A 16,971-nucleotide genomic window follows, 5' to 3' on the forward strand; every position below is an offset into this window, starting at 1 on the left:
CATGGATAGGTGAAGTAATACCATTTTACTTCATGGAAGGGCATGGCTAGCATCGGGTCATGCTTTCACCTGCCCGCCCCCTTCGAATCGTCGCCGTGTCCGGCGGATTGCAGCGCCCCTCCAAGGCCGCCACCCTGGCCGAGCATCTGATGGGCCTGATCGGCGAGGACATCCACAGCGAGCAGCACCTGGTCGAACTGGGCGAACTGGCCCCGCAGCTGGCCGGTGCGCTCTGGCGTTCGCAGTTGCCCGACACCGTGGAACGCCAGTTGACCACCGTCGAGCAGGCCGATGTGCTGGTGGTGAGCACGCCGGTCTATCGCGGCTCGTACACAGGGCTGTTCAAGCATTTCTTCGACTTCGTCCACCAGGACGCACTGGTCGACACCCCCATCCTGCTGGCCGCGACCGGCGGCAGCGAGCGCCACTCGCTGGTGATCGACCATCAGCTGCGCCCGCTCTTCAGCTTCTTCCAGGCGCGCACCCTGCCGCTGGGCGTCTACGCCACCGACCGGGATTTCGCCGACGGTCGCGTGCACAACGACGCCCTGGTCGAGCGCGCACGGCTGGCGGTGCGGCGGGCCATGCCGCTGCTGGACCTGCCTCGCCAGCGCCTTGCCGACCTGGAAGCGGCCGCAGCACTTTGAATGCCGGATGCCCTCGCCCGCATCCGGATGTCACCCCGCACTACGGAACGCCACCCATGACGACCGACACCTTCACCTTCAGCATCACGCAGATCCCCTTCAACGAGGATTACCAGCCTGCCGACGGGACGCGCATCACCACCAATTTCGCCAACCTTGCCCGCGGCGCGTCCCGCCAGGAAAACCTGCGCAACACGATCAGCATGATCAACAACCGCTTCAACGATCTGGCGCACTGGGACAACCCCAGCGCGGATCGCTACGCGGTCGAGCTGGACATCATCTCGGTGGAGATGCACATCGGCAGCAGCGGTGGCGGTGATCCGTTCCCGCTGATCGAGGTGCTGCGCCCGACCATCGTCGACACCCGCACCGGCGCGCGCATCGAAGGCATCGTCGGCAACAATTTCTCGTCCTACGTGCGCGACTACGATTTCAGCGTGGTGCTGCCGGCCAGCAACGAAGGGAAGGCCACCTTTGGCATCCCGGAGGGCTTTGGCGACCTGCATGGCAAGTTGTTCAAGCATTTCCTGGAGTCCGAGGCCTACCGCGCCAACTTCAGCAAGGGGCCGGTAATCTGCATCAGCGTATCCAGCAGCAAGACCTATCACCGCACCGAGAACCACCACCCGATCCTGGGCGTGGAATACCGCCAGGGCGAGTTCTCTCCCACTGACCAGTACTTCGACAAGATGGGCCTGCAGGTGCGCTACTTCATGCCGCCGGGCAGCGTCGCACCGCTGGCGTTCTACTTCCAGGGCGACCTGCTGGGCGACTACTCGAACCTGGAGCTGATCGGCACCATCAGCACGATGGAGGCCTTCCAGAAGATCTACCGCCCGGAGATCTACAACGCCAATTCCGTGGCCGGCAAGGTCTACCAGCCCAGCCTGAAGCACCAGGATTACTCCTCCACCCGCATCGTCTACGACCGCGAAGAGCGCAGCCAGCTGGCGGTCAAGCAGGGCCGGTTTACCGAAGAACACTTCATCAAGCCGTACCGCGCCGTGCTTGAGCAGTGGGCTGCCCGCTGATTCATTGATTCCCCATTCGCCCCCAGGAAACCAGACGCAATGTCGACGAAGAAACTGCTTCCCACCTCCACCGCAGGCAGCCTGCCCAAGCCCTCCTGGCTGGCCGAGCCCGAGAAGCTCTGGTCACCCTGGAAGCTGCAGGACGACGGCCTGACTGAAGGCAAGCAGGATGCACTGCGCCTGTCCCTGCAGGAGCAGCAGCACGCCGGCATCGACATCGTCAGCGACGGCGAACAGACCCGGCAGCACTTCGTCACCACTTTCATCGAGCACCTCAGCGGCGTCGATTTCGAGAAGCGCGAAACGGTCCGCATCCGCAACCGCTACGATGCCAGCGTGCCGACCGTGGTCGGCGCCGTGAGCCGTCCGAAGCCGGTGTTCGTCGAGGATGCGAAGTTCCTGCGCCGCCAGACCACGCAGCCGATCAAGTGGGCCCTGCCCGGCCCGATGACCATGATCGATACGCTGTACGACGCGCACTACAAGAGCCGCGAAAAGCTGGCCTGGGAGTTCGCGAAGATCCTCAACGAGGAAGCGAAGGAGCTGGAAGCCGCTGGCGTCGACATCATCCAGTTCGATGAGCCGGCCTTCAACGTGTTCTTCGACGAAGTGAACGACTGGGGCGTGGCCGCGCTGGAGCGTGCGGTTGAGGGCCTGAAGTGCCAGACGGCGGTGCACATCTGCTACGGCTATGGCATCAAGGCCAACACCGACTGGAAGCAGACACTGGGCTCGGAATGGCGGCAGTATGAAGAATCGTTCCCCAAGCTGCAGACCTCCAGCATCGATATCATCTCGCTGGAATGCCAGAACTCGCACGTGCCGATCGACCTGATCGAACTGGTGCGCGGCAAGACGGTGATGGTGGGCGCCATCGACGTGGCCTCCAATACGGTGGAAACGCCGGAAGACGTGGCCAACACGCTGCGCAGGGCGCTGCAGTTCGTGGATGCCGACAAACTCTACCCAAGCACCAACTGCGGCATGGCGCCGCTTGCACGGGAAGTGGCACGCGGCAAGCTGCGCGCGCTCAGCGAAGGGGCCAGGATCGTGCGTGAGGAGCTTTCGGCGTAACCCTGGCTGGGGAGGTGTTCCCGTTTCGGTGCGGCGAGGATGGATTCTGGCCGGGCACAGACCAGGTTCCACCTCGTCCCTGCACCTCGGGCCTGGCGGCCATCACGCGCGGCCGTGGCGCCAGCGCTTCCTTGATCCGCCCCATCTCGCTTGCGCCGGCCTCGGCCAGGCGCCGGGCCTGCTGCCGCTGCGTCCGGGTCAGTGGCGGCGCGAACACGGCGCCCGGTTCGGGTGCACTCTGCACCAGTCGGGCGACGGCGTCACGCAGTGGCAGTTGTGGGCAGAGCCGCGCCGCGCACCAGCGCTCGGCGTAGCGCTTCGCCTGGCGGGCGCTGGCGACGGACACGACCTTGCTCTGTGACATCCTGCGTGCGTCCAGTTTCAGGCGGAACCCGAGCACGGCATGCGGCACGATACTGGCCACCGAACGGCCGTTCCACCACAGATCCCAGCGCTCGCCGCTCTGCACCCAGCCGGACGGCCGGGTGACGATCATGAAATCTGGACGGTGAAATGATGAGCCCATGATGGGAAGCATACGAACGCTCGTCGCACCGGCTGAGATCAGGGTAACGCCCCCCCTGCACTGCTACGCCTCCACGAAAAGCAATCAATGTGACGCGTCACGGCTGATGCTTTCGATCCAGTCGATGTAGCGCGATACGCGAACGTTGTAGACCACCTGGCCATAGAACCCCGCCTCGAGCGCATGCTCTGGAACCGCAGTGATCCACGAACCAAGCCCCACCAGCTGCGGCGTTCCGTGATCATCAATCACCAGCGGACCGCCGCTGTCACCGTTGCCGAGAACCCCCTCCAGCGGCAGGGCCTGCGGTGGCGGATCGAACCGGTACCAGAGATACCGTTCGTTGCCGCCGGTAATCGCGTTGAATGCCCGCCGCAGGGTCGTGCGATGCGGGCCGCCCGGCACCAGCCCTACGACGCCATTGCCGGTAGCCCCCTTTCCTATCAGGGCCGCGATCTGCGCGACTTCGGCAGCACCGCGATAGAGCGCTACGGGCTGTACATCCTTTACAGCAGTCGCAAGCCTGATCAGTGCGATGTCATCCGATGCTGCCAGGAACGCGTGGATCCTGGAGGGATTTCCTGTCGCCAGCGCCTCCTTGCCCAGGGCCTCCGGCATTCTTCTGAAACCGGGATGCACAAAGACGCGCTCGACCGCATAGGCGCGTCCATTGATGGAGATGGATTCTTCCATCCCTTCCATGGGTGCCGCATGCGCTGCGGTCAGTACCCAGCGCGGGGCGATGAGAACGCCATGTCCTTCACCCGGCATGTCAGCCAGCGCCGGGAAGACAGAGGCATCGATCTGATACCGGGCGTCGTCAACGTCATCACGGATGACCACGGCACCGGCAGTGAACGGGAGCGCAGCAAGCGCCAGGAAAAGCCAGCGGTTCATGGGGTCGTCATCCCTGCGGTCGATCGCTATAGCCTAGCCGAGGGCATTGCCGCGGCGCAGACCATGCGACCAACGATGATATCCAGCGACGAACGCTAGGAATGCGAGCGCAAAGCCCTGCGGCCGACAGCCGCCGGGGCCGAGCAGTCTGTCCAGATCGGTTCCAGGCTTGTCCGACACGTCGTCCTGCGAAGCCACATTGGTCCACGGACCGGGCCGCGTGGGCCCGAGCCTCAGCGGGAGGTTCAACGCGCCGCGATTCTCCCGACCAGGGTATCGATCGCCGCCTCCATGGCACGCGCGGTCCGGTCGCCGCTCTGGTTGGTGATCACGAAGATGCCCAGATCGTGCTCCGGCATGATGTAGATGTAGCACTGCGAGCGTGGAACGCCACCGTGGTGGGCGTAATAGACACCCTTCTGGCGATCGCCAGCGACGATGTTCCAGAAATAGCCAATGCTGAACTCGTCGTCGAATCTGGCCAGAGTGCGATGCGATTCCTGCACCACCGGGCCGTTGGCCAGCTGGAACTGAAGGTATTTCACCATGTCGGGCACTGTTGCCTTGACGTTGCCGGAAGCGCCCCATGGCAACTGTGGCATCGGCGAGGTCGGCACCGGATTGTCGCTGTGGTAGCCGATGGCAAGACGGTCTTTTTCCGCATTCCCCAGCTTGATCCCGATGCTGGTCATTGCTGCGGCGTCGCTGAAGAAGCCACGCAGCAATGACGTGTAGTCGGTCTTGTAGACGCCTTCCAGAATGTGGGCCGTCAGCTCCGTCCCAGCACTGGAGTAGGCGTACTCTTTCCCGGGCATCCGTGGGATCCGCACGGCGTGCAGATCCCGCAGGAAATCCGGCTTGCCGTAATGCGCATAGAGGGCACTGAGTTCACCGGGCACGCGGTGATCGGTGAAGTCCTCCAACACGGTGTTCGCCCGCTCCGGCAGCATGTTCGGCAGGCCACTGGTGTGTGACAGCAGGTGACGGACCCGTATGGGCTGGCCCTGGTACTGCAGGTTCGGATAGTCGCCCTGCAGGTAGCTGCGAACGTCATCCTCCAGGCCCACCCTGCCCTCAAGCACCGCACGGGCCATCAACGTGCCCGCCAGGGTCTTGCTCAGCGAGCCGATCTCATACAGCGTTGCGTCGGTCGGAACATCGGGCTTGCCGGCTACCATCTCGCCGCGGTGACGGATGAAGGTCTTGCCCCGGTACACCACGCCGATGGAGGCCGAGTGCAGCAAAGGCTGTTCGATCAGGGCATGGGCCGCCTCGTCGACCGCCGCCCCCACATCGTTCGGCGGTGCCTTCCTGCCCTCGCAGCCGACGGCAAGGAGCACTGCGGATAGCACGACGGCATTGAGCCATTGCCGGTTTCGGGCAGTCGTTGACATGGATTCCATGCGCCGGCGCTTGAAGGTCGTGGGAACGGGCGCTCACGATAATCGATTGCCATGAGCGGCTGAAGGTGCCATCCGGCACCTCCGGTCGCGCCCCTCCCTGGAAGGCCCCCTGCCCCCCGTCAGCGCTGGTAGTCCTTCAGGAACAACCAGGTGATCAGCGTGGCGTCCGGCCCCTTCGGGTCGGTGAATGGCAGGCCCGACTGGCTGCCGCTCCAGGCATGCCCCATGCCCTGCACCACGTAGTGCTGGACCAGCGTCCTGCCACCGTAGGCGTAGGTGTCGACGGTATACCCGCGGCCGCCCGGCACCTGTCCGTGATAGGTGCTGGTCGGCACGTATTTCACCGAGTCGTTGTCCAGGCCGTCGTCGGCCAGGTCATTGGTCTGCAGGAACTGGCGCACGGCCTGCTGGCCGTTCACCGGATTGACGGTGAGATCGGCGCTGCCATGGAACACCAGCACCGGCAGCGGTCGCGGCGACGGCGAACCCGAGCACTGCCACGCCAGGCGGCCATTGCTGTCCGGCGAATAGATGCTGCCGGCCAGCAGTGCGTAGGCGCTGCCGGAAATCGTGGTCGCGCCCTTGAACATGCCACCGGAGTGGATGGCGCCGGCAGCGAACACATCCGAATAGCAGGCCAGCATGATCGAGGTCATCGCACCACCTGCCGAAATGCCGGTGACATAGACCCGGCGCGGATCCACGCTGTAGTCCGCTTTCACCTTGTCCACGATGCCGGCCAGGATCGACGCTTCGCCGCTGTCGCGGGCCTGGTTGATCGGCAGCTGCCAGTTCCAGCAGCGGGCCGGATTGGAGGTGACGTTCTGCCGGGGGTAGACCACGATGAACCCTTCGGTGTCGGCCACATCATTGAAGCCTGACGCCTCCCCCATCAGGTTGGGCCCGTTGACGCAGCCGTGCAGCACCAGCAGCAACGGTAGCGGCTGCTGGTCGTCGTAGCCCGCCGGCACCCACACCTGGTACTCGCGGGCGCCGAACAGATTGCCGTACAGGCCAATGTCCCAATGCCCGGCCGGGCCTGCGGCAAGGGCACTGCCCGCCATCGCCAGCCAACTGCACAGCACCAGCAGTACAACCTTGATCGAATCGATTCCGGATTTCATGGCCAGATCCTCATGCGTGAGTCGTGGATGAAGTGGTACCGGGACGCGCTTCCGGCTGGGGGCGCGCCCAGTATCCGCATCCGGCGGCCGCTGCCGACTGGACCTAGGTCCACTCGCCGCTGCGTGATGACACCGCTAGCCTTGGCTGCAGGATGGCAATGGGCCATCTGCAAGCAGCTGCCTGGGGGAGGACCGAATGAAACGGAATTGCCTGAGTCTCATGATCGGCGCATTGCTGGCCTCCGGGCCGGTACTGGCACAGGAAACGCCCCAGGCCACGCCGACGGCGGCCAGGACTGCATCACCCACCAACCTGGACAGCATCAAGGTCACCGCGCGCAAGCGCGAGGAAACCCTGCAGGAGGTCCCGGTAGCGGTTACCGCATTTACCTCCGAAGCGCTGGACAAGATGAATGTCCAGGACATCAGCGACCTGGATGCGCAGGTGCCCAACCTGACCATCTACGCCGCCCGCGGTGCCAGCAGCACGGTCACCGCCTACATCCGTGGCATCGGCCAGTCCGACCCCACCTGGGGCGCCGATCCGGGCGTGGGCATCTACCTGGATGACGTCTACATCGCGCGCCCGCAGGGTGCGCTGCTGGATGTGTTCGATGTCTCGCGCATCGAGGTGCTGCGCGGCCCGCAGGGCACGCTCTACGGCAAGAACACCATCGGCGGCGCGATCAAGTACATCTCGCGCGGCCTGCCGACCCAGACCGAGGGCTTCGCCCAGGTCACCGTGGGCAACTACAGCCAGTTGGATGCCAAGGCAGCCATCGGCGGTCCGATCGGCGGTGCTGACAGCGGCCTGCGCGCCCGCGTGGCGGTGGCCAGCATGAACCACGACGGGTTTGGCGAGAACACTTTCAACGGCCAGCCGGTCAGTGACAAGCAGATCAACGCGGCACGCCTGAACCTGGGCGCGTATGCGGGCGACGACTTCGATGTGCAGTTCGCACTGGACTGGATCGACGATCAGTCCGGCATGCGCGGCTCGAAGATGCTGGCACCCAATCCGTTCCTGCGCGCCTACCCGCCGATGGACAGCCGCTATGACATCCGCTCGGGCATGCGCAACCTCAACAACGTGGAGAGCAAGGGCGCCTCGGCCACGGTGAACTGGCGGCCGAACGAAGACATCGCTGTGAAGTATGTGGTGGCCAAGCGTGAGTCGGACAGCGAGGCCAACATCGACTTCGACACCACGCCGATCAAGCTCGCCGACGTGGGTGGCACCTACCACGACGACCAGGTCAGCAACGAAGTGCAGTTGAACTACGATGCCGGCGGCCGGGTGCGCGGTGTGGTCGGCCTGTACCAGTTCAGTGGCGAGGCTGGCGGGCAGATCCAGAACAACTATTTCAGTGCCCAGTTCGCCGACAACCAGGGCAAGGTGCTGACCGACAGCATCGCGCTGTATGCGGACTGGACCTTCGACCTGACCAGCAGACTGAAGCTCGATGTCGGCGCCCGCTACACCGACGAGGACAAGCGCGCGATCGTGCTCAACCGCCTCTACGCCGACCCGGGCTTCAGCCGGCCGGTGGCGGTGACCGCCGATTTCGACAAGAAGACCAATTTCAGGAACGTCTCGCCCAAGGTCTCGCTGGACTACCAGATCACTCCGGACATCATGGTCTATGGCCTGGCGACGCGTGGCTTCAAGTCCGGCGGCTACAACATCCGCGCCAACGCGGTGGCGGTACCGCGCTCGGCGGAGCCGTTCGATGACGAGACCGTGGACAGCTATGAGGTCGGCAGCAAGATGGCCTTCCTCGACCAGCGCCTGTTCCTGAACCTGTCAGCGTTCTACAACAAGTACAAGGACATCCAGCTGTCGGTGTTCACCGGCCTAGATACCAATGGCGATGGCATCGATGATTCCTTCTTCGGCGATTTCACCAATGCCGGGGCCGGTACCGTCAAAGGCCTGGAGGTCGAGTATCAGTACCTGCCCAACCAGCACTGGCTGATTTCCGGCAACCTGGCGTGGCTGGATACCAGATACGACGAGTACATGGACCGCGGCATCAACGTGGCCAGGCAGATGAAGTTCACCAATGCCCCGGATATCTCCGGTGCGTTCAACGTGGAATACCGCACCGACCTGGCCAACGGCAGCAACCTGTCGGCACGCGTGAGCTACAGCTACCAGAGCGAAGTGTGGCCGACCACCGACCTCAGCCCGGTGATCCGCCAGCAGGGTTACGGGCTGGTCAACGCCGGCGTCATCTGGCGCCTGGATGATGCGTGGACCTTCTCGTTGCAGGGCACCAACCTGGCCGACAAGGAATACCGCACTACTGGCTACAACATTCCTGCAGTCGGCACGCTGATTGGCTTCTATGGTCCGCCGCGCCAATATAGCCTCAGCGTCCGTTACGATTTCTAGCGCATCCGTTACGATCTTCAGGAAGCTTCTGCATGACGCAGTCTTACGACGACCTGTACTGGAACAGCGACGATGGCCTGCGCCTGCACGCGCGCGACCATGCAGCGGATACCCGGCAGGCGCCCCGCGGCACCGTGGTCTGCATTCCCGGCCTGACCCGCAATGGTGCCGATTTCGATGCACTGGCCGAAACACTCACCGCCGAGGGATGGCGCGTGATCGCCGTCGACCTGCGTGGCCGCGCCGGTTCAGAACGTGCGCACGATCCGTCCAGCTACAACCCGCGCACCTACGCAGATGACATGGTCGCGCTGCTGCGCGCGCAGAACATCGACAAGGCGGTGTTCGTCGGCACCTCACTGGGCGTGCTGGTGACCATCACCCTCGCTTCGCGCGCGCCGGAGCGGATCGCGGGCGCGGTGCTCAACGATGCCGGCCCCAGGGTGCCGCGTGAGGCGCTGGCACGGATCGGCAAGTACGCCGGCAAGCCGATACCGCCGATGGACCTGGTGCAGGCCACGGCCTACGTGGAATCCATCGGCAAGGCTGCGTTCCCGCGCTTCAGCGCCGACGACTGGCGGCAGATGGCGGTGCGCACCTTCCGCCCGCGCAGCGATGGCCTGCTGGAACTGGACTACGACCCGGCAGTGATCCGCACCACCCGGCCATGGCTGCTGTGGCTGTTGCGTCCCCTGCTGTGGCGTGCGGTTCGCGGGCTGACCGCCCGGGTGCCGGTGCTGGTGGTACGCGGTGCGCTGTCCGACATCCTGCCGGCCGATGTCGCTCGGCAGATGGCGGCCACCTCGGAAAGTGCCCGTCTGGTGGAGGTGCCCGATGTCGGCCACGCTCCGATGCTGTCCGAACCAGAGGCGCGTGACGCGATCCTTGCCTTGCTGGAGCGTGTGGTGTGAGTGCGGACAGCGAGCTGCCTCCCGCCCTGCAGGCGGTGCAGCAGTGGGCCGCCAGTGAGCGGCTGAGTGGCGTGACCTGCCTGGACCAGGCGCGCATCGATGCCTTTGCCGACGCCACCGGCGACCACAACTGGATCCATGTCGATCCAGCGCGGGCGCAGGCGCAGATGCCGGGCGGGCGTACCATCGCACACGGCTTCCTGCTGCTCTCGCTGACGGTGGAGGACGATGTGGCCGCCCTGGCCGGCTTCCCCGGCATCGCCCATGTGCTCAACTACGGCTTGAACAAGGTCCGCTTCCTGGCGCCGGTGCCGAGCGGGTCCGAGGTGCGGGTACGCTCGCAGTTGGTATCACTGGATGCGCGCCAGCCCGGCCAGTGGCTGCTGATCCAGCGCAAGGCCGTCGAGCGGGTCGCCGATGGCGAGCTGGCACTGGTCGCTGAGCAGCTGTCACTGATCGTGATCACGCCCTAGCACCACCCCGCCCGATTCTCTCCCTACACTGGAGCGATGTTGACGCCCTCCATCGTCCTCTTCGCCTGCATTGCATGGACCGCACTGCTGTTTGGCGTGGCGCTGTGGGGCGAGCGCCGGGGGCACCGGCTTTCGAAGGCATGGCCGCTCATCTATGCACTGTCGCTGGCCGTGCACTGCACCGCGTGGACCTACTACGGTGCGGCCTCGCAGGGGCGGCAATGGGGTTTCCCCATTCCACCAACCCTGGCCGGCATGGCGCTGATCTTCGCGTTCGGCCTGCCGTTCCTGCTCCGTCTCGGGCGGCTGGCCAAGCAGCACAACAGTGCCACCATCGCCGATCTGGTCGTTGCACGACTGCGTGCCGATCGCGGCCTCGGCTTCACCATCACCCTGGTGGCGCTGTTCGGCATCATTCCGTACATCGCACTGCAGCTGAAAGCCGTCAGCCAGGGGCTGGGCACCCTGCTGGGTGATGGGTTCGCGCCTGCCGGTGCGCAGCTGGACATGTCGTTCTGGTTCGCGCTGACGATGGCCGCGTTCACCCTGCTGTTCGGTGCACGCAAGGCCTCGGCCACCGAGCCCAACCGCGGCATCGTGGTCGCGCTGGGCCTGGAGTCCGTATTGAAGCTGGTGGCGCTGCTGGCCATTGGCCTGTATGCGGCGCTGTCCGTGCACAAGGCCGGCACACCGCTGCTGGAGAAGATGGCGCAGCTGCCACCACCGGCCATCGTGCCGGACTATCTCACCATGGTCGCGCTGGGGGCGATCTCCGCGTTCACCCTGCCGCACCAGTTCCATGTTGGCGTGGTCGAGCTTCGCCAGACATCGGACCTGAAGACGGCACGCTGGATGTTCCCGGTCTACCTGCTGCTGATCGGCCTGCCGTCGGTGCCGATGGCATTGGCCGGCGCCGCGCAGCTGCCGGCCTCGGTATCGCCTGACCTGTACGTGCTGGCGCTGCCGCAGGCCGGCGGCCATCATCTGCTGGCGCTGCTGGCCTATCTGGGCAGCCTGAGCGCGGCCACCGGCATGATGATCCTGTCCGGGCTGACGCTGTCGATCATGCTTGGCAACCATGGATTCGGTTCGCGCCTGCTCGGTGGCATCGGGGGCGGCGTGGCCAATGCCGATCTGCGCCCGCGCGTGCTGGCGTTCCGCCGTGCCGGCATCCTCGCCGTGTTCCTGATGTCGTGGCTGTACAGCCGCGCGATGAGCGACACCGAGGCACTCAGCGATTTCGGCCTGATGTCCTTCACCGCCCTCTCGCAGCTGGCACCGGCTGTGCTGCTGGCGGTGTATCGCCCACGTACGCCCTCCGCGGCCATCATAGCCGGCATCGTGCTGGGCTCATTGGCCTGGCTGTGGCTGGTACTGCTGCCGATGGTGATCCCGGCCGCGACGCCGTCGGTCAGCGCCGACGGGCTGCACTGGTTGGCGGTGGTCTCGCTGCGCGTGCAGCCGGGGCATATCGCCATCAGCATGGGGGCCAGCCTGGCGGTCAACCTGCTGACCGTGGCCCTGGTGTCGCGGGCCGTGCGTCCGTCATTGCCGCGGAGGCGGGATGCGGTGGCTGCGGCGTCCCTGCGCAGGACCGCCGGACGCTTCCTTGGCCAGGAGCGTGCGCGCCAGCTGCTCGAGGGCCACGCCGGGCAGATGCTGGATGACGACCGGGTCACCGCCGTCGAGCGTGAGCTGACGGCCGTGGTGGGCGCAGGCATGGCACGGCTGCTGGTCGAAGCCGCACGCGAGGGCGGCGCCGCGCCGCTGGATGCGGTGACCCGCGCCGTCGGCGAAGCTACCCAGGTGCTGCGCTTCAACCAGCGACTGCTCGAAGCCGCGCTGGAGAACATGAGCCAGGGCATCAGCGTGGTCGATGCGCAGCTGCAGCTGGTGGCCTGGAACAGCCGCTACGCCGCGCTGTTCAAGTTCCCGCCGGAGCTGCTGCAGGTCGGGCAGCCGGTGGTCAACCTCACGGCGTGGGCACTGGGGCAGCTGAAGATCGGCGATGGCCCCGGCGACACGCCCACCAGGGCGTTGCAGCGCCGCGTCGCGCACATGCGCCGTGGCACGCCACACCTGTCCGAACGGATCTTCCCCGATGACACCATCGTCGAGATCCGCGGCAACCCGATGCCGGGCGGTGGCTATGTAGCCACTTTCACCGATGTCACGGCGTTCCGCCGCGCGGAAGATGCGCTCAAGCGCAGCAATGAAACCCTGGAACGCCGCGTACAGGACCGCACCGCGAGGCTGCAGCAGGCGGTCCAGGAGGCCGAGCGCGCGAACGCGGCGAAAACCCGCTTCCTGACGGCGGTCGGCCATGACCTCATCCAGCCCCTGCATGCAGCCCAGCTGCTGACCGAGGCGATGTCGCAGCACATCGAATCCGAGTTCCTCGACAGTTTCCTGCGGCAGATCCGCGGCGCACTGGATTCCACCGATGACCTGCTGTCCGGCCTGCTCGATATCTCGCGACTGGAAGCCGGTGGGCTGGTGGCCGATCCGCGCCCGTTCGCGCTGTCGACGGTGCTGGATCCGCTCGCGCAGGAGTTCGCGGTGCTGGCGGCGGCGCGCGGCCTGCAGTTCCGCCATGTGCGGAGCCAGGCCTGGGTCCATAGCGATCCCCTGCTGCTGCGCCGGGTGCTGCAGAACTTCCTGGCCAATGCCATCCGCTACACCCGCCATGGCGGTGTGTTGCTGGGTGTGCGCCGCCAGGGGCAGGCACTGATGATCGGCGTGCATGACACCGGCCCCGGCATTGCTCCGGAGCAGCACGCGGTGGTGTTCGAGGAGTTCCACCGGGTCGATCGCAGCAACGGCCAGGGACTGGGACTGGGCTTGACCATCGCCCACCGCATCGCCGATCTGCTGCATGCACCCTTGCACCTGCGCAGCGTGCCCGGGCACGGCTCGACCTTCTCGATCAGCGTGCAACGCGCAGCACCGCCTGTGACCCCGCGCAGTTCGGCACCGACGGGTAGCAGCAACGCCCTCAAGGGTATCCGCGTACTGGCAGTGGACAACGACCCGGACGCGCTGGAGGCGATGCGGCAACTGCTGATTTCCTGGGGCTGCGACGTCATCGCGGCAGGCAGCGCCGATGCCATCGGGCCCTCAGCGCACGAGGCGGCGCTGTGGCTGTTCGACTATCACCTGGATGACGGCGATACCGGTGTTGCGCTGTGGCAGCGGCTGGCGGACATGCATGGACCGCGGCCGACGGTGATCCTCAGTGCGGATACCGGCAGCGATACACGCGAGGCGGTGCGCGGCGCTGGGCTGTCCCTGCTCAACAAGCCGTTCAAGCCGTTGGCGCTGCGCTGGGCGATCAACCACCTGCTGGTGGCCACTGCCACGCGCTGACCGTTCAGCGCTCGGGCAGCGCTTCGATCAGCCGGGACGGATCGGCCAACCCCATTTCGTGCAGCACGCGGATGGCCTGCGCGCGGTTGCGCACGCCCAGCCGCTCCATGATGCGTGTCATGTGCGCCTTGACCGTGCGCAGCTGCACGCCCAGCCGGTCGGCGATCTGCTTGTTGAGCAGGCCTTCGGCCACCAGCCCCAGCACCTTGTATTGATGTGCGGACAGGCTGGCCAGGCGTGTGGCCAGGTCGGCATCCCTGCTGAACGGCGCTACCCGCGCCACCGGCTCGCGCAGCAGCGCCGGGATCCAGCGTTCGCCCTCCAGCACGGACTGCAGCGCGGACTGCAGCTCGTTCAAACCCGAGCTCTTGGGCAGGTAGCCCGCGGCGCCGAGGTCGATGGCGCGCCGGATCACCTGCGGCTCCTCGTTGGCGGAGACGATGATGATCGCCAGGCCCGGCTGCAGCGCACGGATGGTCGCCAGCCCGGCCAGCCCATGGTTGCCCGGCATGTGCAGGTCCAGCAGCATCAGGTCGATCGACTGGTTCTCGATCGCCTCCAGCACGCTGTCCAGTGAATCCGCCTCGCTGATCTGCAGATCGGCGACCGCCTCTTCCGCCGCGCGATGCAGTGCCGCGCGGAACAAGGGGTGATCGTCGGCAATGAGCAGGGTTGGCATGTCCTGGCGAGATTATCAAATCGGGTGCGCGCGGGAACAGGTACCTAGGTACGCTGGTACAGCAAGAAGGGCTTGCTAGTGTGGTGAGGAGAAGGCCAGCGACCGCAACGCCGCCCACGAGGAAATGCCATGTCATCTGCCCCCACTCCCGATGCCCATGCCTATCCACTGCTGATCAAGCAGCTGCTGCTGATGCCGCTGGCGGTGAGTCCTGAACAGGAAATCGTCTACGGCGACCAAGTCCGATTCGATTACCGCACCCTGCAGGTGCGCATCGGCCAACTGGCCGGCCTGTTGACCTCGTTGGGCGTCGGCCACGGCGACACGGTGGCGGTGATGGACTGGGACAGCAACCGCTACCTGGAGGCCTACTTCGCGGTTCCGATGATCGGTGCGGTGCTGATGATGGTGAACGTGCGCCTGGCCCCCGAGCAGATCGCGTACACGCTGAACCACAGCGGCGCGCGGCTGATCCTGGCCAACCGCGAGTTCCTGCCGCTGCTGGACGCCATCGACGAGCAGCTGCCGGACCTGCGCACGCGCATCCTGCTGGACGATGCCGGTGGCCCGCTGCCGCCTGGCTTCGCCACCGAGTACGAAGCGGGGTTGCGCGGTGCCACGCCGGTCGTCCGCTTCCCGGACTTCGACGAGAATGCCCGTGCCACGGTGTTCTACACCACCGGAACCACCGGATTGCCCAAGGGGGTCTATTTCAGCCACCGGCAGCTGGTGCTGCATTCGCTGGCGGCGATGGCCGCGCTCGGCGGCGCACCCCGCCAGGGACGCCTGCATCGTGACGATGTCTACATGCCCATCACCCCGATGTTCCATGTGCACGCGTGGGGCCTGCCCTACGTGGCTACCGCGATGGGCATCAGGCAGGTCTATCCGGGGCGCTACCTGCCTGCGAAACTGCTGGCGTTGATCGCCCGCGAAAAGGTGACCTTCTCGCACTGCGTGCCAACCATCCTGCACATGCTGCTGGAGCACCCGGACGCCGCGCAGACCGACCTGGAGGGCTGGAAGGTGATCATCGGCGGTGCCGCGCTGCCCCGTGCCCTGGCGCAGCGCGCACTGGCGCGGGGCATCGACATCTTCGGCGGCTATGGCATGTCCGAGACCTGCCCGCTGCTCACCATCGCCCAGATCGACGTGGACAGCGTGACCGATGCCGACGAGGTGCTGTCACTGCGCACCAAGGCCGGCATTCCGGTGCCGCTGGTGGACCTGCGCATCGTCGACCCGGACATGGGCGATGTCGTCCACGATGGCGTCGCCACCGGTGAGGTGGTGGCGCGCGCCCCCTGGCTGACCCAGGGCTACCTGCACGATCCCGAGGCTTCGGCAACGCTGTGGGCGGGCGGCTACCTGCACACCGGCGACATCGGCAACATCGACGAAGCTGGCTACCTGCGTGTCACCGACCGCATCAAGGACGTGATCAAGACCGGGGGCGAATGGATCTCCTCGCTCGCGCTGGAAGACATCATCGCACTGCACCCGGCGGTCAGCGAGGTCGCGGTGATCGGTATCGCCGACACGAAATGGGGCGAGCGGCCATTGCCACTGGTGGTCAGGAAGCCGGGAAGCCATGTGGCCGAAGCGGAGATCATCGAACTGGTCGCGGCGCGCAGCCGTTCCGGAGACATCTCACGCTATGCGATCCCGGAGCGCGTGAGCTTCGTGGATGCAATCGAGCGGACCAGCGTGGGCAAGATCAACAAGAAGAAGCTGCGCGGGCTGCATGATCCGGTCCTTGGCACCGGCGGGCGATGACGGCCTCTGCCGGCACCGCTCAACCGCGCGACGCCCCACCCTGCAGCAGCTGGACCCAGCTCTGGAATCCCTCCAGGAAGCGCTGCAGGCGCTTGCGCGTCGCCGCGTCGAAATCTCCCGCGTCATCGTCGTAGGCGGCCGCTGCTTCGGCCACATAGAGCTGTGGCGAGGCCATGGTCAATGCGCCCATGGCGGTCAGTGTATGGCGCAGCTGCGACTGTGCCAGTTTGGTGCCCCAGTGACCCGGCGTAGCGCCGATGATCGCCACCGGCTTGGCCGAAAGGACCATGCGGTACTCGGCATCGTCGCGGGACAGCCAATCGAGCGTGTTCTTGAGTACGCCGGGCAGTGACTGGCTGTACTCCGGCGTGGCGATCAGCACGCCGTCAGCGGATGCAATGGCCGCGCGCAGGCGCTTGACCCCGGCAGCGCCGGCCGGGTCGGCGGCTTCCAGGTCTTCGTCGAACAGCGGAATATCGGCGATGGTGTCATGCACGGTCAGCAGCAGGCCCGCAGGCGCGGCGCCTGCTGCAGCCCTGACCAGGCGCCGGTTGTAACTGTTGCTGCGCAGGCTGCCGGCAAACGCCAGGATGTTCAGCGGTGGAGGGGTGTCGGACATGCGGGATTCCTCGGATACGTCGGCGCGGGGTCACGGGCCAGGCATCG

At 65.8% G+C, this 16,971-nt stretch carries 14 protein-coding genes; 8 read left to right on the plus strand and 6 right to left on the minus strand.

Annotated elements, in window-relative coordinates:
• Positions 1 to 59: 59 nt before the first annotated feature.
• From msuE to AC5P9N_RS02495, 3 genes are read left to right on the plus strand one after another with little or no spacing between them, the layout of a single operon-like run.
• Positions 60 to 647 (plus strand): FMN reductase, encoded by a 588-nt coding sequence (msuE, locus tag AC5P9N_RS02485; RefSeq protein WP_012480321.1) that lies wholly within the window; start codon positions 60 to 62, stop codon positions 645 to 647.
• A gap of 56 nt (positions 648 to 703) precedes the next feature.
• Positions 704 to 1,681 carry a DUF1852 domain-containing protein gene (locus tag AC5P9N_RS02490; protein WP_012480322.1) on the plus strand — a complete coding sequence of 326 codons (978 nt, stop codon included), beginning with the start codon at positions 704 to 706 and terminating at the stop codon, positions 1,679 to 1,681.
• Between the two features lie 39 nt (positions 1,682 to 1,720).
• Positions 1,721 to 2,755 (plus strand): methionine synthase, encoded by a 1,035-nt coding sequence (locus AC5P9N_RS02495; RefSeq protein ID WP_012480323.1) that lies wholly within the window; start codon positions 1,721 to 1,723, stop codon positions 2,753 to 2,755.
• Here AC5P9N_RS02495 and AC5P9N_RS02500 read toward each other — a convergent pair.
• The 4 genes from AC5P9N_RS02500 to AC5P9N_RS02515 all read right to left on the minus strand — a co-directional run bounded on the left by AC5P9N_RS02500 (position 2,712) and on the right by AC5P9N_RS02515 (position 6,705).
• Positions 2,712 to 3,293 carry a hypothetical protein gene (locus AC5P9N_RS02500; RefSeq protein ID WP_087802665.1) on the minus strand — a complete coding sequence of 194 codons (582 nt, stop codon included), beginning with the start codon at positions 3,291 to 3,293 and terminating at the stop codon, positions 2,712 to 2,714. The genes AC5P9N_RS02495 and AC5P9N_RS02500 overlap by 44 nt on opposite strands.
• A gap of 72 nt (positions 3,294 to 3,365) precedes the next feature.
• Positions 3,366 to 4,178 carry a S1 family peptidase gene (locus AC5P9N_RS02505; protein ID WP_012480325.1) on the minus strand — a complete coding sequence of 271 codons (813 nt, stop codon included), beginning with the start codon at positions 4,176 to 4,178 and terminating at the stop codon, positions 3,366 to 3,368.
• 245 nt (positions 4,179 to 4,423) lie between these two features.
• Positions 4,424 to 5,572 (minus strand): serine hydrolase domain-containing protein, encoded by a 1,149-nt coding sequence (locus AC5P9N_RS02510; protein WP_043033420.1) that lies wholly within the window; start codon positions 5,570 to 5,572, stop codon positions 4,424 to 4,426.
• 128 nt (positions 5,573 to 5,700) lie between these two features.
• The gene (locus AC5P9N_RS02515; protein ID WP_043033419.1) at positions 5,701 to 6,705 is read right to left on the minus strand and encodes an extracellular catalytic domain type 1 short-chain-length polyhydroxyalkanoate depolymerase; all 1,005 of its coding nucleotides are present in this window, start codon (positions 6,703 to 6,705) and stop codon (positions 5,701 to 5,703) included.
• A 196-nt stretch (positions 6,706 to 6,901) separates the two neighbouring features.
• On the opposite strand from AC5P9N_RS02515, the gene AC5P9N_RS02520 reads away from it, so the two are divergent.
• The 4 genes from AC5P9N_RS02520 to AC5P9N_RS02535 are packed head-to-tail and all read left to right on the plus strand — an operon-like array spanning position 6,902 to position 13,850.
• Complete coding sequence (locus tag AC5P9N_RS02520) at positions 6,902 to 9,100, plus strand: TonB-dependent receptor (protein WP_239498883.1); 2,199 nt, start codon at positions 6,902 to 6,904, stop codon at positions 9,098 to 9,100.
• 32 nt (positions 9,101 to 9,132) lie between these two features.
• Positions 9,133 to 10,011: an alpha/beta fold hydrolase gene (locus tag AC5P9N_RS02525; RefSeq protein ID WP_049459995.1), complete on the plus strand. Its 879-nt coding sequence runs from the start codon at positions 9,133 to 9,135 to the stop codon at positions 10,009 to 10,011.
• Positions 10,008 to 10,484 (plus strand): MaoC family dehydratase, encoded by a 477-nt coding sequence (locus AC5P9N_RS02530; protein ID WP_049450730.1) that lies wholly within the window; start codon positions 10,008 to 10,010, stop codon positions 10,482 to 10,484. Before AC5P9N_RS02525 ends, AC5P9N_RS02530 begins: the two co-directional genes overlap by 4 nt.
• A 36-nt stretch (positions 10,485 to 10,520) precedes the next feature.
• Entirely contained in the window at positions 10,521 to 13,850 is a 3,330-nt protein-coding gene (locus AC5P9N_RS02535) for a hybrid sensor histidine kinase/response regulator (protein WP_049459997.1), read from the plus strand.
• Positions 13,851 to 13,854: 4 nt separating this feature from the next.
• Here the strand turns inward: AC5P9N_RS02535 and AC5P9N_RS02540 are convergent, their stop codons facing one another.
• Complete coding sequence (locus AC5P9N_RS02540; protein ID WP_049459998.1) at positions 13,855 to 14,529, minus strand: response regulator transcription factor; 675 nt, start codon at positions 14,527 to 14,529, stop codon at positions 13,855 to 13,857.
• 129 nt (positions 14,530 to 14,658) lie between these two features.
• On the opposite strand from AC5P9N_RS02540, the gene AC5P9N_RS02545 reads away from it, so the two are divergent.
• Positions 14,659 to 16,305, plus strand: coding sequence for a fatty acid--CoA ligase (locus tag AC5P9N_RS02545; protein ID WP_049459999.1), 1,647 nt, complete (start codon positions 14,659 to 14,661; stop codon positions 16,303 to 16,305).
• A 19-nt stretch (positions 16,306 to 16,324) separates the two neighbouring features.
• Here AC5P9N_RS02545 and AC5P9N_RS02550 read toward each other — a convergent pair whose 3' ends face one another.
• Entirely contained in the window at positions 16,325 to 16,924 is a 600-nt protein-coding gene (locus AC5P9N_RS02550) for an NADPH-dependent FMN reductase (protein WP_495223805.1), read from the minus strand.
• Positions 16,925 to 16,971: the final 47 nt, after the last annotated feature.

Source organism: Stenotrophomonas sp. YJH_SMC_6 (assembly GCF_059371335.1).